A 23,165-nucleotide genomic window follows, 5' to 3' on the forward strand; every position below is an offset into this window, starting at 1 on the left:
GCCGTAAAACCAGTATTGGTCAACTAAAGTAGCAGTTATAAGTAAAGGTCAATTCTTTACTCTCAAGAGTAATCGTCAAAAAAGATGCATTCACTAATAATGAAAATAAAGAGGTGGATATGGGTTTGCTCAGTCGGCCTGTTCTGGTTGTGGGGGTGTCAGTCGCCGTTGTCGTCGCCTTTGGGGCTTTCCTGGTGGCGCCGTTGATAGGGTTGGATAGCGCGTCGCTGGTGGCGGGCGTGGTTATTGGCCTGGTCGTCGCCACCGCGTATCTGGTGTTACGCGTTCTGGAACCGGTTGAACGTTCCATCAAGCAGCTCAACGCCGGTAAGCTGCCAGCGGATAGTCCGCTGGGCAAACAGTGTGCAAGCCTCCTTGCGGACGCCAAAGCAGGGCGGGCACTGGTGGAAACCCTGTCCGGCAGTGCCGATAAAAGTGCCATTTCTGCGGCCCAGGTGTCCCACGCGGCCGACCAACTAAAAAACCGCCTGGATCGACAGGTCAGTGAAACTGCACAGATGGCGGAGTACGCGGGTCAGATTACCGAGAGTGTGCGTGAATCCGCCCAGCAGGCCACCGATGCTGCGACCATGGCTCTGCAGAACCGTCAGGTGAGCGTTGAGGGCCGTGATGCGCTGACCACTGCCATCAATAGCGTGCGAGCCGTGCACGAGCAGTCCAGCGAGAACCTCAGATTAATTCAGGAACTGAACGAGAAATCCAACAAGATCCAGGGTGTCACCACCACCATTCAGGGCATCGCGGAACAAACCAACCTGCTGGCCTTGAACGCGGCAATTGAAGCCGCTCGTGCCGGCGACCAGGGGCGGGGCTTTGCGGTGGTTGCCGACGAGGTCAGGCAATTGGCCGGGCGAACCGCGCAGGCAACCGGTGAGGTGGCCGAAACGCTGCAGGAAATACGTTCCGATACCTCCCTGATTGTTTCGCGGATCGAGGACCTGGCCAAGAGCGTTGAATCCGGCTTGGAGTCAGTTGAAAGCGTTGGCGAGCGCCTTGATCAGATTCGTGATCAGTCTGACCGTGTGCAGCAGCAGGTGGCGCGCATTGCCGAGATTGACCAGAACAACGAGCAGAGCCTGCAGCAGGTATCGTCGGCCATTGAAACGGTTCGGGATCAGATTACCGAGAGCGATACCAGCGTTGCGTCGCTTGCCCAGCAGGCAGCGACACTGATGGAACTGGCGGAAGAGGCCAACGCGGCATTTGCGTTGAACAGCGATGAAAGCTATCACCGCTTCTTCTACGACCAGGCCCGGCAGGGTGCGGACCGGATTGGAAAGCTCTTTGAAAAAGCGGTTCGCGATGGGCAACTGGCAGAAAGCGCCCTGTTTGATAAGCAAAGAACCCCCATTCCCAAGACCGATCCACAGAAGTATTCCAGCAGCTTTGATCGGTTCACCGATCAGCAACTGCCCACCGTTCAGGAAGCGGTGAAAGGGGCCCACCCGTCGATGGTCTTCGCGATTGCCGCCGCGCCGGATGGCTATGTGCCGACCCACAACCGTGATTTCGCCCATGCGCCAACGGGCGACCCGAAAGTGGATCTGGTAAAGAGTCGCAGCAAACGGCTGTTTAACGACCGCACCGGTGCTCGGTGTGGCAGCCATACCCAGAATATGCTGCTACAGACCTACCGCCGGGATACTGGCGAGGTTATGCATGACCTGTCAGTGCCGATCTACGTGAATGGCAAGCACTGGGGTGGCTTCCGCCTGGGTTACAAACCGGACAACCGCTAAGTTCCAGCGGTTTCCGGCTCCTGTTGCTGTGATACACTGCGGGTGTGGAGCCAGAGGAGAGTGACTTGTCCGAGCACGAATACATCCCCGCCAATGCAGACCCCATAGCACGACGTGAAGAGCCAGGCCGCAACCTGGCGGTGCTGGTTTATATCCTGCAGGCGCTGTCGTTCTTTGTCGGTGGCATTACCGGCCTGGTGGGTGTGATCATCAATTACGTCAAGCTCGATGACGTAAAGAGCACCTGGATAGAGCCTCATTTCCGTTGGCAGATACGAACCTTCTGGATCGGGCTGTTATGGACGGTGATTGGCATCGTGACGACGCCACTGATCATTGGCTGGTTTGTGTTACTGGGCATCTCCATCTGGATCATCTACCGCATTGTGAAAGGCGCCCTGGCGTTGAACGACGGGAAGCCACCGGAACCTCACTGATCCTCGGTCACTTCCCTTAACCGGGTGGCGCTGATGGCGCCGGCCAGCCCCATGGCGCCCAGCGTCAGTATCACCGCCACGTCGGATATCATCGATACCAGCGCTGTCAGCCCGCCCGTTGCCAGTAACAGCACCCCAATAACGGTATTGCTCACGGAGGTATAGTCGGTGCGTTTGTTGCCGCCTGCCATATCGACCAGATACGTTTTACGTCCCAGTCGAACCCCCGCATGCGCAATGCTCAGCACGAAGAACCCGGCGGGATAGAACCAGATGCTGGAGGTTGCTTCGCCGGCAAACAAAGCGGTCAGGCCCACCGTCAGGCAAGCGCCACTGGCGACAATGGCACCGCGAATCATTACCCGCCGGCTGGACTCGTCCGCCATCCAACCCCACACGCTGGCGCTGATGGAACTGGCGAGGCTGCTCGCCAGCAGAAAGACGCCCAGAAGCCACCCGGTATCAGAGTTTTTCTGGGCGAGCACGACAAAGTAAGGCGACGCCAGCGCTGAGCACAACAGCAGGGCGCGGGTAATCACGAAGTGCCGGAAGGGCACGTCATCCCTGAGAAGGGACAGGCTTTTGAACGCGTCCCCAAGCGCATTGCCGCCACCGCCGGTTTCGCCCTCGTATTCATCAACAGAGGCGAATAGAAAGCCGGCAATAACCCAGAGGCAGGCAGCCAACAGGAGCAGGAGGGTGTAGAAAAGTACGCCAGGGTCACCCCGGTTCCAGAACAGCAAGGCGGTGAGGATGACTGTTGCGGTCCCACCGATGGTGGAGGCCAGGCCAGACAGCCGCCCTCGGCGTTTCTTCGGGATGCATTTCCCCTGCACGTCCTTCATGGACACCGAGCAGAACCCCCGGGCCAGGGAAAACAGCACCAATGCGCCCACCACGCCGGCGCCCGCGGCGTAGCCCTCCAGGAACCAGACGCTCGCCGCCATGCCCAGAACACTGGCCGCCTGGCCAAAGCTTCCCAGGGTCCAGAACCATTTGCGTACAGGCTTGCGCCGGACCCAGGCACCGATCACCATTTGCGGAATCATTGAGCCGGACTCCCGGATCGGAACCAGCCAGGCCACCAGGGCAGGCGCTCCGATAGCGCTCAAAAGCCAGGCCAGCACGGTCTTGGGGCTGATCAGCAAGTCACCAAGTTTGGTCAGCACATTGCTGCCGAGGATCAGGAAGAAGTTGCGTGGCACCTCCCGGCAGGCTTCATCGGGGATGTCCGTGCAGACCCGGGCGTCTTCTTCGTTGGCAATCAGGCTGTAAACCTGGTCGAGGGTGTCCTTGTTTCTGGCGGGCAAGTTGCCGTCCTCCTGAACAAATGGCTCATAAGGATACCAGCTAAGGCGAGTTGCCTTAAGGCAGGAGGGCCGCGTTGCGGGTGATTCAGACCAGGTGGTGGTCCCACTGGACCGGCAGATCGGCGATTTGCCGTGACTGATTGTCCTGCCCCAGGCGCACCAGTTTTCCGCGTCCGGAGGAGATCAGGAAATCGCCTCCTGCCAAAGCCTGGACGCCAGCGCAGTCGGGTATGGACGCCCTGGCCAGCAGTTCGCCAGTGATGCCATTGAACACCACGGCGGTGCCGCCCACTGGCGACGCGGCAGCGACAAGGTCGTTCTCGGGATGGGCAACAACGCTGGCGATGTAGTTGGCCAGTGCTGCCTGGGTATCCTCTTCGAATCGGATTTCCTGAAGCTCACCGCCTTCCAGCCGCGCGATGAGGGCGGGGGACTCGTGAAGGGGCCCCTGGTACTGGTAGGCAACGTACACCCGGCCGTTCGAACCGGTACTGACATGACGGGCGCTTTGCTGGTGATGGGCAGGGTTGAACCGCCCAATAATCCGACCGCTGCGGCGGTTCATCAGGATCAGCGCGGGTTCCATGGTGTCGAGGTTCAGCTTGAGGCGATCGTAGTCCGGGTGGGTCAGTATGCCGCCCAGGCCAATCACCAGGGTTTCCCCATCTGGATGCAGTGTCAGCTCATGGGGGCCAATGCCCTGAAGCTCAAAGGTATCGACCCGCTGATAATTCTGCTCCGCGTCATAGACGGCAATAATGCCTTGCCCCGGCTCGTAGCGGCTGGCGGTGACATAGAGCCAGCGGCCGTCGGGGGAGAACACTCCGTGACCGACAAAGTGTTCCCCGGAAGCGGCTTTGACGCGATGTGTCCTGTTGCCGCTGTGGGCGTCGAACCCGTAAAACGCCCAGCCGGGCCGGCGTTCGAAGAAGATGACCTGAGAGCCATCCGGGCGTGCACATCCGCTGTGGCAACGGGTGTCGACCGGTGACTCCCATATGAGGTGACCTTTGCGGTTGATGGCACTAATGCCGAACTTACCCCCGGGCAGTCCCACGGCGCCGACGTACTGATCTGGCGCGTAATCCGCTTTTCGAGGCAGCAGACTGCAGCCGGACAGGGTGGCTGCCAGTCCTCCGGCCATCCCCGCTTTCAGTAGTTGTCTGCGGTTGATAAGTGCACCTCCGGGTTGCCTGTTGCTGCTCATCAGTCGCCGTCGCTGGAATTGAAGCCGCGAATGACGCCGAGTTCAACCGCTGCCTGGTCATTGATCAGAGTGGTTAACTGGGAAACGTCAACGTAGAAGCCCTGGAGCAGGGAAAAGGCATCGTCATTGGAAAGCAGCTCAGTCATGGGGCGATGGAGTTCCGGGAAGTGCTCCAGAACGTCCTTGAACTGGTTTTCAATTCGTGGACCCAGTTGCGGTTGTTCGCTTTCCTTTAGCAGCTGTGTCAGGCCCGGCAGGAAAGACTGCTCCAGGCCATGGATGGTTGCTTCCATGGTCTTCAGGCTACGGCCGCTACGCCAGGCATCGGCGGCGTAGACAGAACGTTTGCCATTCCCACGGAGCCCCATTGGCTGGGCAAGCCGGCGATCCTCCAGAATCTCCAGGGCCGCCATGCCGGCCCGGATGGTGGTGTCGCGGTATTGTTCCGTGGCCAGGTAATCCTTGCGGAACGTCTGCCATTGATCACGGAGTTGCTGGCTATTGGTTTCGATGTGGCCGGCAACCGCTCTCAGCAGGCCGCAGGTCTTTTCCGCGGGTAGGGCATTGTCGCTGGCGTTCAATGGTTCGTCGTACAACAGGTACTCCAGCATGGGAAAACCCTGTACGGCCACGCCGGACTCGGCGATGACCTCACCCGATATCGGGTCTTCCGAGTTCAGCAGGTAGCTGGCTTTGCGGGCAATGAGGTTTTTCGGGTCGGGCCAGAACTGGAACTGCCAGGCAAGGTTGTCGTTCTCCACCGGGCCAAAATCCACAAAACGGACAAGCTGCCACGCCAGGAAGGTGTCCAGCCAGGCTTGCTCAAGGGTATCGCGTGCCGCCTGTTCCGGCGCGCTGCAGTAGTCGACAGCCGCAACGGACAAGTCGCCCGCTTCGGCCGCCAGAGACTGGTAACCTGCGAGAATTCCCTGGTGCCATTGTTGTGTCGCGTTGCTGTTCGTTTCAGTCTGGCTGGCAGCCATCCCAGCAATTGGAACCAGTATCAGCGCGGCAATACCCACGGCTTTCGTTAATGGTCGCATGGCGTGTCCTCAGAGAGAGTTCAGGAAATCCAGGAGTGCCTCCCGGTCTTCGACGGGCATCTGACGGTAACGTTCAGCTGCCGGCCCGGCCTCGCCCCCGTGCCAGAGCACGGCTTCTTCGAGTGTTCGCGCCCGCCCGTCGTGGAGGAACCCGGACTGCGGATTGACCCGTTGAGCCAGGCCGATTCCCCAGAGCGGGGGTGTCCGCCATTCGTTGCCGTTGGCCAGGAATTCATCCCGACCATCGGCAAGCGCCGGACCCATGTCATGCAGGAGCAGATCGGTATAGGGCCATATGGTCTGGTTGCTGAGGTCCGGGCGGTCCGGGGCGATGCCGGTAGTGTGCCTTGGTGTATGACAGCCGGCGCAGCCGGTTTCATTGAACAGTTCCGCACCTTGTTGAACGGACACATTGTCCAGGTCACGGCGTGCCGGTACTGCCAGGCTTTTGGCATAGAAGGTCACGAAGTTGCTCACCTTGTCGCTCACTTCGGGGCTGCCGCCGTTGGCGAAGCGCCCACAGTTCTGCTCGGGCGTACAATCGGTTGCCGGTTTGAGGGTGGACGTCAGCCCCATGTCTCCAGCAAACGCCCCCATGCTTTGCTGATGAACGTTTGGTTCGGCAGCTTTCCAGCCGAATCGACCCGGCACGGTTTGCTGGCTGTCCAGGTCCCAGACTTGATTGAGTTTGCCGGAGAGGCCGTCGTTGTCCGTATCCTCCGGATCCGCCAGTGCTTGCAGGTCTTCAAGCGGTATGGCTTCCAGCAGACCCATGCCGATCATCTGCGGAGCCACCCGCGGAGACACCAACAGGTCTTCCGGGAGTGGGCCATAGTTAGGGTTCTCGATCCGGTAGACCGGTTTTCGTAGTTCTATTTCGGTGCCGTCCGACAGCGTCTCTGTCACCGATTCCCAGTCGATCACCAGATCGGCTTCAGGTTTGGCGGCCGGCAGGGCGGCGGTTTGCAACTGGCTGCCGTACACGGGGGCCGGTTTGAATCCGTGGGTCTTCAGGATATCCGCATCCTGCTCGGGATCGGCTGGCACGGCGAGGCGGAGGAACAGCGATATAGGTTTGTCGTCAGCGCCGGGAGGATGTCCACGGCCATCCTTTATGTGACAGCCCTGGCAGGAGTTGGTGTTGAACAGTGGCCCCAGTCCGTCGCGGGCATCCGTGCTGGCAGGGGCTTCGACCCAGGGGTTGCGGAAGAAACTGTTGCCGACACTGAAATCCAGGCGCCTGGTCATGGACAGGTTAGCCTGGGGCAGGGAATAGGCATTGTGATCGAACTGATCCACTGTGCCTTCGCCCCCCGTCTTGACCGTCGCCTGGATCGGATAAGGTTCCTGGGCGGCAGCCATGGCGAAGGCCGCTGCTACGGCCACTCCCGAAAACAAGGTCAGCAGTAGCAGGGGGCGTTGGCGCATGGTTTCTCTACAACATGTCGTTACTTTTTAGTGGGTCAGCCAGTTAGTGGGTAAGCTAGAAGGTATGGCCGGCGTCATCAGGCTTGAGCGAGTCGATGCCCAGTTCGCGGGCGGCCTGTTCAATGGAACCGGTTTGTGCCACCAGCGCCATAATCGCGCCGTTTACGATCTCCGCGCCTTTCTCATTGCCTGGCGCGATCATCATATCGAATTTCATCGGCTCTGACTCGGCTTCGGCACTGGATTTCATGGTTTGCAGCGCCCTCATCGACTCTTCGAACTGCTGGCTCAGTGTCTCGTTCAGTTCCGGGTTGAGCTCGGCAACCAGATCGGACAGGGAAGGACCGGTCAGTTCAGAACCGTCAATCCGGGTGTAGCTGCCGGAGTAGATGTTGGCCACGCCCTGGCCGTTGTAGTAATGGGAGTTGTGGGTGTTGTCGCTGAAGCAGTCGTGCTCATCCTCGTAGGAATTGGCTTCCAGGGCGACTTTCATGCGCTCACCGGCAAGCTCACCCAGAGACAGGGAGCCCATGCCGAAGAACATTTTCTGGATGGCGGCGTCCGGTGCTTCGGCGAGCAGCTGGGAGCGGTAGTTGTCTTCCTGGCCGGGTGCCCATTGTGCAACCATCCATTCGAGATCGGTGATCAACAGATCGGTCGCGGCATCCAGGTAGGCGGCGCGGCGGTCGCAATTGCCATGGGTGCACTCCTCGCCCTGGGCGTAGTCCGTCGCAGGACGCTGTCCGGCGCCGCGATCGAAGCCGTGCAGGTCCTGGCCCCACAGCAGGAATTCAATGGCATGGTATCCGGTGGCCACGTTGGCCTCCGAGCCTCCGATTTCGTTCAGCTCCGCCAGCAGGTCTGGTGTCAGGCTGGAAGCGTCGACCGTCGTGCCACCAATATTGATTTCCGTGCTGGCAACAATGTTTGCAGTAGCGCCCTCGTTGCCCAATTCGTACTGGTAGCCGTCTTCCTTTACGTAATCGATCAGGCCTTCGTCCAGCGGCCAGGCATTCAGTTGCCCTTCCCAGTCATCAACCACGGCGTTACCAAAGCGGAACACCTCAGTCTGCTGATAGGGCGCCCGGGAAGCCAGCCAGGCCTGTTTTGCCTTTTGCAGATTTTCTTCGGTCGGGCTTTCCAGGAAGGTGTCTATTGTGCTGTCGAGGGACTGTGCGGCGGTCAGTGCGTCTTCAAAGTTTGCATGGGCCAGGTCGGCGTAGTGTTCCACGACATCGGATTTGCTGATGGCTTCTGCTGCCGAGGATGTGGATGCGGTTTCGTCGCCGCTACTGCAGGCCGTCAGTAGCGTCGCGGAGATAGCGAACGCCAGGGGAATGCTTGATGCGTTTGAGAGCAGGGCCATTTCGATGTCCTTTCGCTGTTAATTAAATAAAACGTATTGTTATTCGCATTATAGAGAGCGGGTGGGCGGTTGCAACGAATGTGAGAATGATTTTCAATTTTGTTGACTTGGCTGGAGATAGTTAGAAATGTTTGCCAACTCTGCTCCTGCTGTAGCCTAATGGTGCCCCTTTCGTCAGGAGTCTGTAATGCTGAGTTACCTCCACGCGTTTCATGCCGGTAATTTTGCCGATGTTCACAAGCACGCTGCCTTAACGCTCGCGGTCAGGATGATGCAGGCCAAATCGTCTGCTATCGCCTGCTTCGATACTCATGCCGGCAGTGCCAGCTACGATCTTGCGGGAGAAAGGGCGCTTAAAACCGGTGAAGCCGCTGCAGGGATCCAGAAGGTCTGGCCACTTCGAGCCGAGCTGCATTCCGACGACTGGCAGGCCGTCCTGGCCGGGTTGGCCGCGGGGGAGGGGAAGGACGGGCAATTGGCGAGCTATCCGGGGTCGCCGCGCTGGTTCCTCCGTTACCTGCGGGAGCAGGACACTCTGACCGCCTTCGAGTTGCACCCCGCCGAAGGCGAAACCCTGGGGCAGTGGGCTGCCGGGCATTCCCGGGTCAAGGTCTTTCAGGAGGATGGATTAAAGGGGTTGCTTCGCCATCTGCCGCCCAGGCAACCAAGGTTGCTGGTGCTGACGGACCCTTCATACGAGATCAAAAGCGACTATGAAGAAGTGGCGAACACCTTGGCGCGAGCGTGGCAGAAATGCCGTCATGGCGTGTATCTGATCTGGTATCCGATTCTGGCGGGTTTCCCCCACAAGCGATTAAAGGATGCGGTGTCTGATGGGCCCGTGCGCAAGGTGTTGTGCAGCGAAGTTGCACTCAACCGGGCCCCGCAACGTGGAATGTCCGGGTCCGGAGTGCTGGTGGTGAACCCGCCCTGGGGATTCGACACCCGGCTTGCGGAGATGATGGATACGGTTTCCGGTGATCGCTGTCTGGGCCTGTCATCGAACAGCAGCTGGCTGGTGCCTGAATAGCGCTATTGGGCGGTCGTATCCGTTGCTGGTATTGCGGACTCTGTTGTGCTGACCATTGTCAGGAGTTGGTCCAGGATGGCTGCTCCACGCTCACCAGCCATACGTATATAGGCCTTGCGGGCCGGCCGGCTGGCCTCACGGAAGCGGTCCCGCTCCTCCTCGGTCAATTCAACCACACGGATGTTGCTGTTTTTCTTGATGGTATCGAGACGGCTTGCATTGAGTTCAGTCTGTACCTCGTAAGCCAGCGGTGCGATCTCATCCATAGCATCTTCCAGCCAGAGTTTCTGGTCTTCGGGGAGGGCGTCAAACCACGACGTATTGGAAACCACGGAGGTGACAAATTGGGCAGGTCTGGCAAACGTCATCACACCCTGGACTTCATAGAATCCCATCTCTTCAATGGCGAAAACAGGGTTGGCCTGCCCGTCAATGCGGCGTAACTGAAGGTCGCTGTAGACCTGCGAAAAAGGAACCTGGCTGGTTGTCGCGCCATAGGTTTTATAGGTCTCTTCAGCGATGTCCGACGTCATGGTGCGGATAGTGAGTCCGTCGAAGTCCGCGGGGCTCCGCAAGGGCTTGTTGGCGGTCCAGACCATCCAACCCTCAGGTACGAAACCATGAAGCTTGAGGCCCTGCTCCTCGTAAGGCTCGTGGAACAGTTGCTTCAAATCATCGCTGGCAAGGACGCCACGATTCACCTCTTCGTCATCAGACAACAGATAATGGAGGGTGAACACGCCCACCTCGGGAATAACGTTGGCCAGGTGGCCGGGGGAGGCGAAAGCGAGATGGACGGAGCCTTCCCGGGCGAGATCCGTCAGTTGGAGTGACGTGCCAATAGAGCCATAGGGAAAAACATCAACGAGGATGTTGCCATCAGAGATACGCTCGATACGGTCCTTGAATTCAAGGGCATAACGGTGTTGGACGCTGCCTTCAATTTCCTCAAGGGCAAAGCGCCAGGTAACGGGATAGGATGGCTTCTCATCATTGTCACCGCTGGACACCGGTGCGGGGCTGTCTGAACATCCTGCCAGGACAAGCATAACCGTCAAGAGCAATGGGGTTAGCCCGCGGCAGAATCTTCGCATGGTTTGTCTCCATTGGTCTCTACAAAATCATGCCGACAAGATACCACAATCAACGTTGATTATGGCCATCGCGACCTCGTTTGCAGAATCAAAAAGGCCCTGCAATAGCAGGGCCTGAAGCAACCAATGTGGGGAAGCCGCTTACATCAGTGCATCAACGCGATTCCGAACCTGAGGTTCACTGTTGTAAGCGGTGGCGATGGAATTGTAGGTGGGGATATCCATGCCGGAATCCTCAATCACTGTGACCATTTCATCGTTGGCTTCCATCTGCAGTTCCTGGGCCTTTTTCTGGGAATCAGCCGCTTCGATTTTTTCCATGTATTCATCACGGATATTGTTGATACCTTCCTGGGCCTCAACGAACTGCTTCAGTTCCGCGTCGGTAAAGTTGGTTTTCTGGGTGCCGGCGGAGGCGGGATCACTGTATCCGCCGTTGGGATTGGTGGCTTCTGGACTTTGCTGGTTTTCTTGTGCCAGTACGGGGCCTGCTGCCAGCAGTGCCAGGGATGCGGTCAGTGAAATGAGAAGTTTATTCATGGCGTTCTCCTTTTGCGTTGAAGGGACTGCACGGTGTCATCGAATGCAGTCTGACGTTGAAAGGAATGCGATTCCTCGAACGTTGGTGTTGCTTAATCAAGCTCTGTGCCAGCTTTTTATTTTTATGAAAAGCTAGAAAAAACAGTGATTTGGATATGTATGAGCGTTACCTTTGCGTAATGTGCGTTGTGGCTAAATGTCACATGTGGCATACCTGTGTGACACTTTGTCGGAGCACGTTATGAAAACGCCTGTATCAAGAGCGCGGGACATGTTTCGCTCGCTGCGCCTGACCTTGGTGCTGAGCATGGTTGTACCGTTGATGGTATTCAGCGGCGTCGCCATTTATGTGGGGCTCGGTGCGGTCGAGCGTAATCTGAATGACCGTTTGCGGGAAGATCTGGAGCTTGTGGCCCGGGCGGTCAGTGGTCCATTGTCCCAGGCCATGTCCGATGGCGATGAAATTGTTCTGGGGGAGTCGCTGAAATCCATCTTCCGCATCGGCCGGGTGTTTGGTGCCTCAGTGTTTGATGAAGACGGGCAGCAGATCGCCAGCCTCGGTGTGGCGGACAGTGATGTTACGCGGAGCGACAGTGCCGAACGCGCGATAGCCAGTGGCAAGCTGGACGGAGCGTTTCGTAGGGTCGACGGGGTGTCAGTCTTCTCACAATTCACGCCGCTGGTTGCCCCGGACGGTCGAATTCAGGGGTTGCTTCAGGTAACCCGAAAGCGTAGCGATTTCCATGAGTTGGTGGCATCAAGCCGAATCTGGGCCGTCAGTATCTGGTCGGTGGTGTCGTTGATGGTCATTCTGGTGGTTGTTCTGGGGCACTATGGTGCCGTCGGTCGCCATGTCAGCCGGCTGTTGGAATTGATGGAGCGGATGGCCCCCGGCCGCTGGCAGATTGATGGACCTCCCGCGGGGCCGAGGGAGCTGAGACAGATCCACGAGGGGTTGCAAGACATGGGCGCCCGTATGGCGGTTGCGGAAAATGAAATCCGGGAGAGCGTTGAACGCGAGCGGGAACTGTCAGAGAAGCTGAAGTATCAGGAAAAGGTCGCCATGATCGGGCGGGTTGCCGGTGGCGTTGCCCATGAGCTGGGTGCGCCGCTGAATGTCATCCAGGGTCGCGCCAATATCCTTGGGCGGGGCGACCTGGCAGATAGCGACCGACGACACCTGAAGGATATCGAACATCAGGTCGAGCGGATGACATTGATTATCCAGCAGTTGCTCGATTGTTTTCGCCATGTGCCGGACTCCCGCCGGGAAACCGACCTGGCGGCGACGGCTCGCGATCTGACCGCGCGGGTATGCGACGAGCCCAAGTGCCATGGCGTTGAGATCTGTACCGATATTCCGGAGGCCAGCGCCGGCGTTCTGGCCGAGCCAACCCGTCTCGAAATGGCCTGCCTGAACCTGGTCCGCAACGCGTGCCAAGCGGCTCGCTCGCGGGTGATCGTGTCTGTTATTCCCCTCGACGGATACTGGGAGTTGCGGGTGGATGATGATGGCCCGGGTATCGATGATTCGCTGCGGGAGCGGATTTTCGAGCCTTTTTTCAGTACTCGTGCGGCGGGTGAGGGAACCGGTCTGGGGCTTGCGGTGGTCGGCAGTGTAATCAAGGAACATGGTGGTCGGATTGAGGTTGGCACGAACGCGAACGGCGGGTGCCGGATGTCAACGTTCTGGCCAGTGTATGAGAAACGAGTGGACTCGACGGAGGCCCATCATGAAAGCTAGGCCCGCTTTGATCATGCTGGTGGAAGACGACGCCAGTTTGCGGACGCTTCTGTCAGAGGAGCTTGAGGTGGATGGTTATGCGGTACGCAGTGCTGCAACCGTTGAGGAAGGCTGCAATGGGTTGCGGGAATGGCGCCCGGACCTGATTGTGTCGGACCTTCGATTGCCAGACGGCGACGGCCTGGCAATATTACGGAAACTGCAGGCGGAAGGCCATTCGGTTCCCTTTATCATCATCACAGCCTTCGGCACGGTTGACCAGGCGGTAGAGGCGCTTAAGGCCGGTGCCGATGACTTTCTCACCAAACCACTGTCCACCGACCATCTTCGCTTGAAGATCAAGCGCCTGCTGGCCCATGCGGCGGTGACCAGTGAACTCGCACGTTACAAATCCCAGAGTGAAAGCGACAGTGCGCTGGGGCTGGTGGGCGAGAGCCGGGCGATGGGGCGTTTGAGGAACGAAATACGACAGGTGGCCCGTAGCCAGGCGGCCGTCCTGGTCAGTGGCGAGAGCGGCACCGGCAAGGAACTGGTCGCCAGGGCCATTCACGACGAGAGCGAGCGCCGGCAAGGACCGTTTATACCAGTCAATTGCGCGGGCATACCCCATGAGCTGATGGAAAGCGAGTTTTTCGGCCACGAAGCCGGTGCTTTTACCGGCGCAAAATCCGCCCGTAGGGGGCTATTTGCCGAAGCGGATGGAGGCACGCTGCTGCTGGACGAAATTGGCGAGATGCCGCTCGCTCTTCAGGCGAAATTGTTGCGTGTGCTGCAGGAAGGCACGATTAAGCCGGTGGGTTCTGACCACGAAGAGGCCGTCAATGTGCGTGTTATTGCGGCTACCCATCAGGACCTGGTCAGGGCCGTGGAACAGGGTGGCTTCCGCGAGGACCTTTACTATCGCCTGGAAACCCTGACCTTGATGGTGCCGCCATTAAGGGAGCGGGATGACGATGTGGATCTGCTTGCCATGCATTTCCTGCGGGATTCCGCCCGGCGTCACCAGCGCGGATTCCTGCAGCTGGGCGAAGTGGCTGCGCGAATGTTGGCGGATTATCCGTTTCCCGGCAATGTCCGGGAACTGGCCAGCGCGATTGAACGGGCCGTGACCTTTTGCGACGGTGATGTGGTGTTGCCGGAACATCTGCCGGCCCGTATCCGCAAGCGCCAGACAGAGTCTGCTGAGGGCCGGCCGGTGCTGCCATCAGGAAACCTGGCGGATTGGCCCACGTTGGAGCAGGTCCAGCAGGACTATGTTGTGCGTGTTATTGATGCGGTGGAAGGCAATAAACGCCGTGCGGCCCAGATACTCGGGGTAAACCGGCGTACGCTCTATCGCTGGCTTGATGCGGAAAAGGACACTGCTCATGACTAACCAGAAACAGGCAATGCTTTACGGCCTTGGAACGGTATTGCTCTGGTCAACAGTGGCCACTGCGTTCAAGTTGTCATTGCGGGAATTGACCCCGGTCCAGATGCTGGTGGTCGCCTGTTCCGCGTCGGTAATAGTGATGGCGCTTATTCTGGTCGCACAACGACGGTGGCACCTGGTCTTTGAACTGTCGCGCCGCCAATATCTGCAGTCTTTCGGTATGGGGCTTATCAATCCCTGCCTGTACTACTTCCTGCTGTTTGGTGCGTTCGACCGGCTGCCTGCCCAGGAGGCGCAACCCCTGAACTACACCTGGGCGCTGGTGCTGGCCTACCTGTCGGTGCCCTTCCTGGGACAGCGACTGCGGCGTGCCGATATCATCGCCGGATTGATTTGCTACAGCGGGGTCGTCGTTATCGCAACCCGTGGCGATGTGTTGTCGTTAACGTTCTCCGACCCTCTTGGTGTGGGCCTGGCCATCGGCAGCACCCTGGTCTGGGCGTCCTACTGGATTATCGCGACTCGGGATACCCGGGATCCGGTGGTCGGTCTGTTCCTGAATTTTCTCTGCGGTCTTCCGGTGATCGTGGTGATTTGCGGGGTGACGGATGGTTTCGATTTCAACCCCACAACAGGCCTGTTGGCGGCCACCTACGTGGGTGTGTTCGAAATGGGAATTGCCTTTGTGCTCTGGTCCTACGCCATGAAGAAGGCGGAAAATACCGCCAGGGTGAGTAACCTCATCTTTATCTCACCGTTCCTGTCGCTGGTGTTCATCTATTTCATTCTTGGCGAGATCATTCTGCCATCCACATACGTTGGCCTGGTGTTGATCGTTGCGGGGCTGTGGATTCAGCAACGTAAAACCCGGGAGACAATGGCGAGGGCTTCATCGGTATGAGCCAGTGGTTCATCTACATGGTACGGACCGCCAAAGGGGCTCTTTACACGGGGATCACAACCGATGTGGCGCGGCGCTTTGCCGAACACCAGGCCGGTGCACCAAAAGGGGCCCGTAGCCTGCGGGGCAAAGGGCCCCTTGAGCTCGCATTTTCTGCCGAGACGACAGACAGGGCGACGGCGTCGAAACTTGAGTGGCAGATCAAACAATGGCCGCGCAAGCAGAAGGAAGCGCTGATTCGTGGGGAGGTTGTCCTCCCGGTCAACTCGACAGATGCTGGCGTATAAACGCGCCAGCTGTTTGCAGGGCCTCGGTGGCGCGGTCCAGTTGCCCCGCGTGGACCTGGAAAACGTGCCAGAGCCCGTTATAGATTTCCAGGCGTGTATCGACACTGTCACGGCTGGCCGCGTTCGCCAGGCGCCGGGCATCATTCAGCAGGATTTCCTGGCTGCCCACCTGTATCAGCAACGGCGGAAGGCCGGAAAGGTCGCCAAATACGGGTGAAACGAGAGGCTCGGACGGTGGTGTGTTGCCGCAGTACAGGCGCGCGGACTTGTCGATCCACGGCTTCTGTAGAACCGGCTCGCATTCAGGCGCGTAAAGGTGCTGGTGGGAAAGATCAGTCCAGGGCGACAGCACCATCAGCGACGAGGGCAAGGGCAGGCCTTTGTCGCGTAGGCGCATGGCCAGGGCTACGGCGAGTCCGCCGCCGGCTGAGTCGCCCGCGAGGCATAGGGTTGCAGGCGGATGCCCTTCGTCCAGCAAGGCGCGGTAAACCATTTCAGCATCGTCCAGTGCCGCGGGGAAGGGGTTCTCCGGTGCCAATCGGTAGTCGGGAGTAACCACCATCGCGCCACTGAATTTCGACAGGTGGCCGGTAATTCCCTTGTGTGTTTTTGGCGAGCCTATGATGTAACCACCGCCATGGAAATACAGTATGACCCCGTGAGGGTTGTCGCTGTGACAGGCCCGGGTGATCGAAAGCCCTTCTGCCTGGATGTCTTCAAACCGGGTGCCACGTGGCGGAATCGATGTCAGGTAGGCCTTGCTGATCAACCGGCGTTGCAGGGCAACGGGAATCGCGGGATGCAGCAGGGGACGAACGAGTTGGTTCATGGTCTGGCGCAGGCCGGCTTCCAGGGCGGTTTGTATCATCGGCAACTCCGGGGTTGTGGTGTGCTAATCTAAGCACCAAGCTTAGTGCAGACACACTGCTATTTTCATACCCATTCATGACAGGCGTTTAACTCTACGTGTACTGGAAAACAGATACCATAGAAATTCCGAACTGGGACAGGGCGTCGTTACTTGAGCGAATGTCGCCCTTCGAGCCTGAAAGCCAGGAACAACTCAGCGAGGATATGGTGGCCTACTGCCGGTTCTACGGCCTCGATCTCTGGGTAGAGCACCCGGAGGTCAGCTATCGCCAGGGTTATGTGATGGCGGACCGGCACCAAGTGATGGTCCACTATTTTCGCCTTCCGGATCAGTGCAAGCCCCGGGGCACGGTGTTTATCCTGCATGGCTACTTTGACCATGTAGGGCTATACAGCCAGTTGATCGACCGTTGCCTGGGTGCGGGCTTTGATGTGCTCGCCTATGATCAGCCCGGGCACGGGCTGTCCAGTGGCACACCAGCGGCGATTGGTAGTTTTCTCGAGTATCAGGCCGTGCTGACGGATGTCATGGCCAGTGTAAGGCGTCACGTGCGGGCGCCCTGGTATGCGGTCGGGCAGAGTACGGGCGGGGCTATCCTGATTGACTACCTGCTGACCAACCATCACGACCGGGAAACCTCGGATTTTCGTAGGGTGGTACTGCTGGCACCGTTGATCAGGCCGATGGGGTGGCTGGGTGCCAAAGTTCTGCACAGCCTGGTAAAACCCTTTATATCGCGATGGCGACGGGCGTTTGGGGCCAACAGTGGAAACTCGCGTTTCCTGAAGTTCCTCAGGGACTACGATCCGCTCCAGGCCAGGGCCGTACATGTGGACTGGGTTTCTGCATTACGGCAGTGGGTACCGCATATTGAGTCCGCCCGCCCGGTCGATTTTCCGATTACCGTGGTGCAGGGGGAAAAGGACCTGACTGTAGACTGGCAGCACAATCTGCGGATTATCCGCAATAAATTTTCCTCGGTGGAGGAACTCCGGATACCGGATGGGCGTCATCATCTAGTAAACGAAGCCCAGGATTTACAGGCAACCGTATTCAATACCATTGTGGATACGTTTGAAAACGACCATGACGGGTCTCTGTCTGAGGCCAGTTAAGGAAAGCCAATGGCGGCACCATGCCGCGAACAGTCATACCTTGGAAAGACTTTGGAGAATGCCGTGAAGAAAACGATTGTAGCTTTTGCCGTCGCCACCGTGGGTCTTGGCGGCTGTATGACATACGATCCTTACACCGGTGAGGAAAAAACCTCTAGCGCCACGAAAGGCAGCATTATCGGGGCCATTGGTGGTGCCGCCGTCGGCGCTGCAACCTCCAGCAGCAGTGACCGTGGCAAAGGCGCACTGATTGGTGCCGCATCCGGTGCGGCCATTGGTGGTGGTATCGGTTATTACATGGATAAGCAGGAAGCGCAGTTGCGCCGCAAACTCGAGGGTTCCGGTGTTCGCGTTGTACGCAATGGTGACGAAATTGAACTGGTCATGCCGGGCAACATCACCTTCGACGTCAACCAGTCCTCCATCAAGCCGTCGTTCAGCAACACGCTGGAATCCGTGGCGCTGGTACTGAAGGAATTCGACAAGACCATCATTCAGATCGAAGGCCATACCGATAGCACTGGCTCGCGGGATTACAACCAGTTGCTGAGTGAGCGCCGCGCTGGGTCAGTCAGGGATTTCCTTTTGAATCAGGGTATCGCACCCAAGAGGACCCGTGCGACAGGTTATGGCCCGCGCTACCCGATTGCCTCCAACGACACTGAAAGCGGACGTGAACAGAATCGTCGCGTCGAGCTGACACTGGTTCCCATGCAGTAACATCAGCCCAGGCTGAATCAGCGACTCCGGATCATGCCCGCGTCCGGAGCCGCTTCCCTCCCTTTTTGCTCCTTCCCCATTCTGCCATCAGCTTCAATTGTCAACATCGGCCTTTGTGCATTAAAGGTTGTTTAAGAGAGCCGAATTGGCCTCATCTGACCTGAATCGCCCTTCAATGCATGGAACGGTGAAGGGGAATGTCCCGTGGTGGAACATAAGGCTCTATGTTGTCCGTTCCCGGTGAGCCTCAATCATGGAAAATGAGCAAATGGGAGATCTGCTTTGACAACAACGATCACAAAAACAATTGGTTTTACCCTCAGTGTTCTCTTGGCCGCCCCGGCCTTCGCAGAACTGTCGGATGGTGTCGGCCTGACGGGCACTTCGGAAGCCTCCGAATCCGCGCTTCAGCCGGGAGATCGCATACCGGGGCGCTATATCCTCACACTGGCCCCGTCGATTCCTGACATGCTGGGGCTTGCCGACCTGCAGGCAAGCGTCGAATCGCTTCTGGTGGCCGTAGGTGGTGGTGATATTCTGCATGTATACCGAACTGCGATGACCGGTGCGGCGGTCACGATGACAGAGCCGCAGGCAGCACTGTTGTCATCCCTGCCTGGCGTGCTGGCAGTTGAGCCCGACCAGGTTGTTGCCGCAAATGCGGTGACGCAGGGTGATGCCACCTGGGGGCTGGACAGGATCGATCAGCCGGTGCTCCCCCTGGATGAGCAATATAGCTACCCGTCCTCTGCCGGTAACGGAGTCAGTGTCTATATCATCGACACAGGTCTGCGGGATAGCCACGATGAGTTTGCCGGACGGGTGATTGAAGGCCGTAACTTTGCGGTGAACGATACGGGCTTGCTGGGGTTGGGTGGGTTGCCGTTGATCGGCCCGATCGTCAACATTGGTGGCGAGACTGACCCGGAAGACACCACAGACTGCAATGGTCACGGGACCCATGTCGCCAGTACCGCAACTGGCACCGTCTATGGCGTTGCCAAGAACGCATCCATCTCGGCCGTGCGGGTGTTGGATTGCTCCGGTGCCGGTTCTAACGCGGATGTGATCGCAGGTGTTGACTGGGTGGCTGAGAACCATCAGGCGCCGGCCGTTGCCAATATGTCCCTTGGTGGAGGAAATTCAGACGCTCTGGACGATGCCGTGCGTGGTGCGATAGAGCAGGGAGTGACGTTCGTCGTGGCCGCCGGTAACAGCGATGCTGACGCCTGTTCCGGCTCTCCAAATCGGGTTGCATCAGCGGTAACCGTAGGAAGCACTACCCGCGAGGATCAACGATCGTCGTTTTCCAACCACGGAGAATGTCTGGACCTGTTTGCCCCGGGGTCTGACATCACCGCGGCCTGGTACCAGGAGGACGATGAAGTAAACACCATCAGCGGGACCTCTATGGCATCGCCACACGTAGCGGGCAGCGTTGCCCTGATCCTGGGGGCTGAACCCGATCTGTCACCGGCATCGGTCAGCACCAGGCTGGACGAGCTGGCGACCAGAAATGTACTTGGGAGTATTGAAGAGGGCTCTCCCAATCGTCTGCTAAGAGTGCCGCAGTAATGCTTGAGGGCCGGAACGATCCCGTTCCGGCCATTTATCGTTTCCTAGTTCTTCCCGCCGGGAAGCCACTCGTCAATCCTTGCCTTCAGGTCCCGCAACTGGTCTTCCCCTGAATCCCGGATTTCCGAAATCTTCTTGCGTGCTTCTTCGACGTGTTCTTCCAGCGCCTGAATGCGCTCGGAGAAATCTTTCTGGATTTCAGCCTCTGCCTGGTCGTCCTGGGCTTTTGCCATCCTTTCTTCAGCATCGGCCTGCAGGCTCTGGATCTGTTTGCTCCAGTACTCGGTCTGGGTTTCCAGTTTTTTCTGCAATGACTCCTTCAGTGACATGGAATGCTCCTTGGAGTGAATGTTGGATGCAATGTTAAAGCTTTCACTTCCATCATGGCTGCATCTGATGACATCTCAAGGTCAAGTGCCCTAAAAGAGGATTAATAAGAGGTCATGTGCGGGAGTTGGCCTGTTTGGCCATAAAAAAGCCGGGACCTGTTGGCCCCGGCTTCTTTGTGGTGCTGAAACACCGTCTGGATCAGAACAGCACGCGGCAGCGGATGGTGCCTTTGACTTTCAGCAGTTTCTCAAGTGCCAACTCGCCGTACTCCTTGTCGACGTCGATCACCACGTAACCAATGTCTTCCTTGGTTTGCAGGTACTGGCCACAGATGTTGATGCCGTTTTCCGAGAACACCTGGTTGATTTCCGACATCACGCCCGGCACGTTTTCGTGGATGTGCAGCAGGCGGTGCTGGTTCGGATGTGAGGGCAGGGCCACTTCCGGGAAGTTCACGGAAGAGACAGACGTGCCGTTGTCGCTGTACATGGCCAGCTTTTCTGCCACTTCGCGGCCAATGTTTTCCTGTGCCTCAATTGTGGAGCCACCGACGTGCGGAGTCAGGATCACGTTGTCGAACTCGCGCAGTGGAGAGATGAACTCTTCATTGTTGGACTTGGGTTCAACGGGGAAGACATCAATGGCGGCGCCCAGGAGCTTGCCACTGCCCAGGGCATCGGCCAGGGCGTCAATGTCTACCACGGTACCCCTGGAAGCGTTCATCAGGATGCTGCCCGGCTTCATCTGGGCAAACTGCTCGGCCTTGAACATGTACTTGGTGGACGGCGTTTCGGGAACGTGCAGGCTGATCACATCGCAGGTGTTGAGCAGCTCCTGCAGGGTGCCTACCTGGGTGGCATTGCCGATGGACAGTTTGGACACCACGTCGTAGAAGTACACGTCCATGCCCAGGCCTTCGGCCAGCACGCTGAACTGGGTGCCGATGTTGCCATAACCGATGATGCCGAGCTTCTTGCCACGGATTTCGTAGCTGTCTTTGGCGGACTTCAGCCATTCACCACGGTGGGCCTTGGCGTTTTTCTCAGGTACGCCGCGCAGCAACAGAATCGCCTGGGCCAGAACCAGCTCCGCCACACTGCGGGTGTTGGAGAAAGGTGCGTTGAAAACAGCGATACCGCGACGGGTGGCCGCCTGAAGGTCAACCTGGTTGGTGCCAATGCAGAAACAGCCCACCGCTACCAGCTTCTGGGCAGCGTCGAATACCTTCTCGGTCAGCTGGGTGCGTGAGCGGATACCCACGAAATGAGCGTCGGCGATTTTCTCCACCAGCTCGTCTTCGGCCAGTGAATGAGTCAGGAATTCGATGTTGGTATAGCCTGCGGCGTTCAGGGTATCAATGGCGGACTGGTGCACGCCTTCCAGCAGCAGGATGCGGATTTTGCTCTTTTCAAGAGACGTATTTGACATGGGCTTGCTTCCGAACCTTTCGTCACATGAAATGACCCGTGAGGACCGCTGTTGGCGGGCGGGCTCACAGAACAGGGGCGGTATGATACCATAAACGCAGATTTTCACAGCGCGTCGGACCACCTGAATCAACTCTGCTTAACGACGCCCTGATTAACCCTTTGCGAGACCGGACTATCCATGAATCCTGAACAGATCGTTGCCTCCCTCAAAGCCCTGATGGAAGCGGGCCAGACTCCCGGAAAAGTGCTGACTGACGCGGCCGACCTGGAAAATTACGGCAAGGACTGGACGAAGATCTATCCACCCAAGCCCGTGGCCATTGTTTTGCCCAAGACGACGGAACAGGTGCAGGCGCTGGTGAGGTTTGCCAACGAGAACCAAGTGGCTCTGGTGCCTTCTGGTGGGCGCACCGGCTTGAGTGCCGGAGCCGTGGCGGCCAATGGTGAGGTTGTGGTGGCGTTTGACAACATGAACCAGATCCTGGACTTCAGCGCCAGCGACCGCACCGTGAAGTGTCAGGCCGGGGTAGTGACGGAACAGCTGCAGACCTATGCCGAAGACAACGGCCTGTACTATCCCGTGGATTTCGCCTCGGCCGGCTCCAGCCAGCTTGGCGGCAACCTCTCCACCAACGCCGGTGGTATCAAGGTGATCCGCTACGGCATGAGCCGGGACTGGGTGGCTGGTCTGAAAGTGGTCACCGGCAAGGGGGATATCCTCGATCTGAACAAAGATCTGGCGAAGAACAACACCGGGTACGACCTGCGCCATCTGTTTATCGGCGCGGAAGGCACTCTCGGATTTATTACCGAGGCCACCATGAAGCTCTCTCGCAAGCCGGATAATCTGACCGTGCTGGTGCTGGGCCTGAACGACCTGACCAACACCATGGACGTGCTGCAGGCGTTCCAGAAGCAGATCGACCTGACCGCCTACGAGTTCTTCTCCCATCAGGCCATGGGGCATGTACTGGCCCATGGCCAGGTGCAGGCGCCGTTCGAAACCGAGGCGCCGTACTACGCGCTGCTGGAATTTGAGGCGGTGTCCGATCAGGTGATGGACGATGCCATGGCGCTGTTCGAGCAGTGCGTGGAAAACGGCTGGGTGCTGGACGGCGTTATCAGCCAGAGCGAAACCCAGGCCCTGAACCTTTGGCAACTGCGGGAACGCATTTCAGAGTCCATTGCACCGCGTACGCCGTATAAGAACGATATCTCTGTGGTGGTTTCCAAGGTGCCGGGGTTCCTGCAGGAAATCGACGCGGTGGTCACCGAGCACTACCCGGATTTCGAGATTATCTGGTTCGGCCACATCGGCGACGGCAACCTGCACCTGAACATCCTCAAACCGGAAGACCTTGCCAAAGAGGATTTCTTTGAGAAATGCCAACAGGTGAACAAATGGGTCTTCGAGATTGTCGAACGTTATCAGGGCAGTGTGTCTGCCGAGCATGGTGTCGGCATGACCAAGAAGCCGTATCTGGAGTACACGCGCAGCGCCGCTGAAATTGCCTACCTGAGGGGCATCAAGCAGGTGTTCGACCCCAAGGGTGTGATGAACCCCGGCAAGATATTTGACTGAAGGCGTTCAGGCGATGCGGGTGG

Annotated in this window: 21 protein-coding genes; 11 read left to right on the forward strand and 10 right to left on the reverse strand. The window is 58.2% G+C overall.

The window, feature by feature from the left end; genetic code table 11:
• Positions 1–119: 119 nt before the first annotated feature.
• Complete coding sequence (locus SIC19_RS15545) at positions 120–1,760, forward strand: methyl-accepting chemotaxis protein (protein WP_075197059.1); 1,641 nt, start codon at positions 120–122, stop codon at positions 1,758–1,760.
• Between the two features lie 65 nt (positions 1,761–1,825).
• Positions 1,826–2,197, forward strand: coding sequence for a DUF4870 family protein (locus SIC19_RS15550; RefSeq protein ID WP_075197060.1), 372 nt, complete (start codon positions 1,826–1,828; stop codon positions 2,195–2,197).
• Here the strand turns inward: SIC19_RS15550 and SIC19_RS15555 are convergent.
• The 5 genes from SIC19_RS15555 to SIC19_RS15575 form a co-directional block, all read right to left on the reverse strand.
• Complete coding sequence (locus SIC19_RS15555) at positions 2,191–3,507, reverse strand: MFS transporter (protein ID WP_075197061.1); 1,317 nt, start codon at positions 3,505–3,507, stop codon at positions 2,191–2,193. The two genes, SIC19_RS15550 and SIC19_RS15555, sit on opposite strands and share 7 nt — an antisense overlap.
• A gap of 85 nt (positions 3,508–3,592) precedes the next feature.
• Complete coding sequence (locus SIC19_RS15560) at positions 3,593–4,714, reverse strand: DUF1513 domain-containing protein (protein ID WP_075197062.1); 1,122 nt, start codon at positions 4,712–4,714, stop codon at positions 3,593–3,595.
• The gene (locus SIC19_RS15565) at positions 4,714–5,757 is read right to left on the reverse strand and encodes an imelysin family protein (protein ID WP_075197063.1); all 1,044 of its coding nucleotides are present in this window, start codon (positions 5,755–5,757) and stop codon (positions 4,714–4,716) included. The genes SIC19_RS15560 and SIC19_RS15565 overlap by 1 nt, the downstream gene beginning before the upstream one ends.
• 9 nt (positions 5,758–5,766) lie before the next feature.
• Positions 5,767–7,185 (reverse strand): di-heme oxidoredictase family protein, encoded by a 1,419-nt coding sequence (locus SIC19_RS15570; RefSeq protein WP_075197064.1) that lies wholly within the window; start codon positions 7,183–7,185, stop codon positions 5,767–5,769.
• Between the two features lie 55 nt (positions 7,186–7,240).
• Positions 7,241–8,551 (reverse strand): imelysin family protein, encoded by a 1,311-nt coding sequence (locus SIC19_RS15575; protein WP_075197065.1) that lies wholly within the window; start codon positions 8,549–8,551, stop codon positions 7,241–7,243.
• 187 nt (positions 8,552–8,738) lie between these two features.
• Here SIC19_RS15575 and SIC19_RS15580 point away from each other — a divergent pair, with 187 nt between their 5' ends.
• Positions 8,739–9,581 (forward strand): 23S rRNA (adenine(2030)-N(6))-methyltransferase RlmJ, encoded by an 843-nt coding sequence (locus SIC19_RS15580; protein ID WP_127401737.1) that lies wholly within the window; start codon positions 8,739–8,741, stop codon positions 9,579–9,581.
• Positions 9,582–9,583: 2 nt separating this feature from the next.
• Here the strand turns inward: SIC19_RS15580 and dctP are convergent, their stop codons facing one another.
• Entirely contained in the window at positions 9,584–10,675 is a 1,092-nt protein-coding gene (dctP, locus tag SIC19_RS15585; RefSeq protein ID WP_127401736.1) for a TRAP transporter substrate-binding protein DctP, read from the reverse strand.
• Positions 10,676–10,816: 141 nt separating this feature from the next.
• Positions 10,817–11,215 (reverse strand): DUF4168 domain-containing protein, encoded by a 399-nt coding sequence (locus SIC19_RS15590; protein ID WP_036209594.1) that lies wholly within the window; start codon positions 11,213–11,215, stop codon positions 10,817–10,819.
• 241 nt (positions 11,216–11,456) lie between these two features.
• Between SIC19_RS15590 and SIC19_RS15595 the strand changes: the two genes are divergently transcribed.
• From SIC19_RS15595 to SIC19_RS15610, 4 genes are read left to right on the forward strand one after another with little or no spacing between them, the layout of a single operon-like run.
• Complete coding sequence (locus SIC19_RS15595) at positions 11,457–12,959, forward strand: ATP-binding protein (RefSeq protein ID WP_226909943.1); 1,503 nt, start codon at positions 11,457–11,459, stop codon at positions 12,957–12,959.
• Entirely contained in the window at positions 12,949–14,334 is a 1,386-nt protein-coding gene (locus tag SIC19_RS15600; protein WP_075197068.1) for a sigma-54-dependent transcriptional regulator, read from the forward strand. Before SIC19_RS15595 ends, SIC19_RS15600 begins: the two co-directional genes overlap by 11 nt.
• Positions 14,327–15,232, forward strand: coding sequence for a DMT family transporter (locus SIC19_RS15605; RefSeq protein ID WP_036209597.1), 906 nt, complete (start codon positions 14,327–14,329; stop codon positions 15,230–15,232). Before SIC19_RS15600 ends, SIC19_RS15605 begins: the two co-directional genes overlap by 8 nt.
• Positions 15,229–15,519, forward strand: a complete 291-nt coding sequence (locus SIC19_RS15610; protein ID WP_036209599.1) for a GIY-YIG nuclease family protein — start codon at positions 15,229–15,231, stop codon at positions 15,517–15,519. The genes SIC19_RS15605 and SIC19_RS15610 overlap by 4 nt, the downstream gene beginning before the upstream one ends.
• Here the strand turns inward: SIC19_RS15610 and SIC19_RS15615 are convergent.
• A complete protein-coding gene (locus SIC19_RS15615; RefSeq protein WP_075197069.1) occupies positions 15,494–16,387 on the reverse strand; it encodes an alpha/beta hydrolase in 894 nt (297 codons plus the stop codon). The genes SIC19_RS15610 and SIC19_RS15615 overlap by 26 nt on opposite strands.
• A gap of 98 nt (positions 16,388–16,485) precedes the next feature.
• On the opposite strand from SIC19_RS15615, the gene SIC19_RS15620 reads away from it, so the two are divergent.
• The 3 genes from SIC19_RS15620 (at position 16,486) to SIC19_RS15630 (ending at position 19,800) form a co-directional block, all read left to right on the forward strand.
• Positions 16,486–17,505 carry an alpha/beta hydrolase gene (locus tag SIC19_RS15620; RefSeq protein WP_036209603.1) on the forward strand — a complete coding sequence of 340 codons (1,020 nt, stop codon included), beginning with the start codon at positions 16,486–16,488 and terminating at the stop codon, positions 17,503–17,505.
• A gap of 63 nt (positions 17,506–17,568) precedes the next feature.
• Positions 17,569–18,225, forward strand: a complete 657-nt coding sequence (locus SIC19_RS15625; protein WP_036210301.1) for an OmpA family protein — start codon at positions 17,569–17,571, stop codon at positions 18,223–18,225.
• 282 nt (positions 18,226–18,507) lie between these two features.
• Entirely contained in the window at positions 18,508–19,800 is a 1,293-nt protein-coding gene (locus SIC19_RS15630; protein WP_198324912.1) for a S8 family peptidase, read from the forward strand.
• Between the two features lie 44 nt (positions 19,801–19,844).
• Here the strand turns inward: SIC19_RS15630 and SIC19_RS15635 are convergent, their stop codons facing one another.
• Together SIC19_RS15635 and serA are read right to left on the reverse strand one after the other, a co-directional pair.
• Positions 19,845–20,129: a hypothetical protein gene (locus SIC19_RS15635; RefSeq protein ID WP_007154450.1), complete on the reverse strand. Its 285-nt coding sequence runs from the start codon at positions 20,127–20,129 to the stop codon at positions 19,845–19,847.
• Positions 20,130–20,328: 199 nt separating this feature from the next.
• On the reverse strand, positions 20,329–21,558 hold the full coding sequence (gene serA / locus SIC19_RS15640) for a phosphoglycerate dehydrogenase (protein WP_036209606.1): 1,230 nt from the start codon (positions 21,556–21,558) through the stop codon (positions 20,329–20,331).
• Positions 21,559–21,738: 180 nt separating this feature from the next.
• On the opposite strand from serA, the gene SIC19_RS15645 reads away from it, so the two are divergent.
• Positions 21,739–23,142 (forward strand): FAD-binding oxidoreductase, encoded by a 1,404-nt coding sequence (locus SIC19_RS15645; RefSeq protein ID WP_036209609.1) that lies wholly within the window; start codon positions 21,739–21,741, stop codon positions 23,140–23,142.
• The last annotated feature ends 23 nt before the right edge of the window (positions 23,143–23,165 follow it).

It is taken from the genome of Marinobacter sp. MIT930201 (assembly GCF_047122665.1).
Taxonomy (GTDB): domain Bacteria; phylum Pseudomonadota; class Gammaproteobacteria; order Pseudomonadales; family Oleiphilaceae; genus Marinobacter; species Marinobacter salarius.

What these genes read in the sequence shown, in the direction of transcription:
- SIC19_RS15590 (WP_036209594.1), bottom strand. Translation starts at nt 11,215, where the DNA reads ATGAATAAACTTCTCATTTCACTGACCGCATCCCTGGCACTGCTGGCA.
- SIC19_RS15570 (WP_075197064.1), bottom strand. Translation starts at nt 7,185, where the DNA reads ATGCGCCAACGCCCCCTGCTACTGCTGACCTTGTTTTCGGGAGTGGCC.
- serA (WP_036209606.1), bottom strand. Translation starts at nt 21,558, where the DNA reads ATGTCAAATACGTCTCTTGAAAAGAGCAAAATCCGCATCCTGCTGCTG.
- SIC19_RS15635 (WP_007154450.1), bottom strand. Translation starts at nt 20,129, where the DNA reads ATGTCACTGAAGGAGTCATTGCAGAAAAAACTGGAAACCCAGACCGAG.
- SIC19_RS15545 (WP_075197059.1), top strand. Translation starts at nt 120, where the DNA reads ATGGGTTTGCTCAGTCGGCCTGTTCTGGTTGTGGGGGTGTCAGTCGCC.
- SIC19_RS15580 (WP_127401737.1), top strand. Translation starts at nt 8,739, where the DNA reads ATGCTGAGTTACCTCCACGCGTTTCATGCCGGTAATTTTGCCGATGTT.
- SIC19_RS15565 (WP_075197063.1), bottom strand. Translation starts at nt 5,757, where the DNA reads ATGCGACCATTAACGAAAGCCGTGGGTATTGCCGCGCTGATACTGGTT.
- SIC19_RS15595 (WP_226909943.1), top strand. Translation starts at nt 11,457, where the DNA reads ATGAAAACGCCTGTATCAAGAGCGCGGGACATGTTTCGCTCGCTGCGC.
- SIC19_RS15575 (WP_075197065.1), bottom strand. Translation starts at nt 8,551, where the DNA reads ATGGCCCTGCTCTCAAACGCATCAAGCATTCCCCTGGCGTTCGCTATC.
- SIC19_RS15600 (WP_075197068.1), top strand. Translation starts at nt 12,949, where the DNA reads ATGAAAGCTAGGCCCGCTTTGATCATGCTGGTGGAAGACGACGCCAGT.
- SIC19_RS15645 (WP_036209609.1), top strand. Translation starts at nt 21,739, where the DNA reads ATGAATCCTGAACAGATCGTTGCCTCCCTCAAAGCCCTGATGGAAGCG.
- SIC19_RS15610 (WP_036209599.1), top strand. Translation starts at nt 15,229, where the DNA reads ATGAGCCAGTGGTTCATCTACATGGTACGGACCGCCAAAGGGGCTCTT.
- SIC19_RS15605 (WP_036209597.1), top strand. Translation starts at nt 14,327, where the DNA reads ATGACTAACCAGAAACAGGCAATGCTTTACGGCCTTGGAACGGTATTG.
- SIC19_RS15560 (WP_075197062.1), bottom strand. Translation starts at nt 4,714, where the DNA reads ATGAGCAGCAACAGGCAACCCGGAGGTGCACTTATCAACCGCAGACAA.
- SIC19_RS15615 (WP_075197069.1), bottom strand. Translation starts at nt 16,387, where the DNA reads ATGATACAAACCGCCCTGGAAGCCGGCCTGCGCCAGACCATGAACCAA.
- dctP (WP_127401736.1), bottom strand. Translation starts at nt 10,675, where the DNA reads ATGCGAAGATTCTGCCGCGGGCTAACCCCATTGCTCTTGACGGTTATG.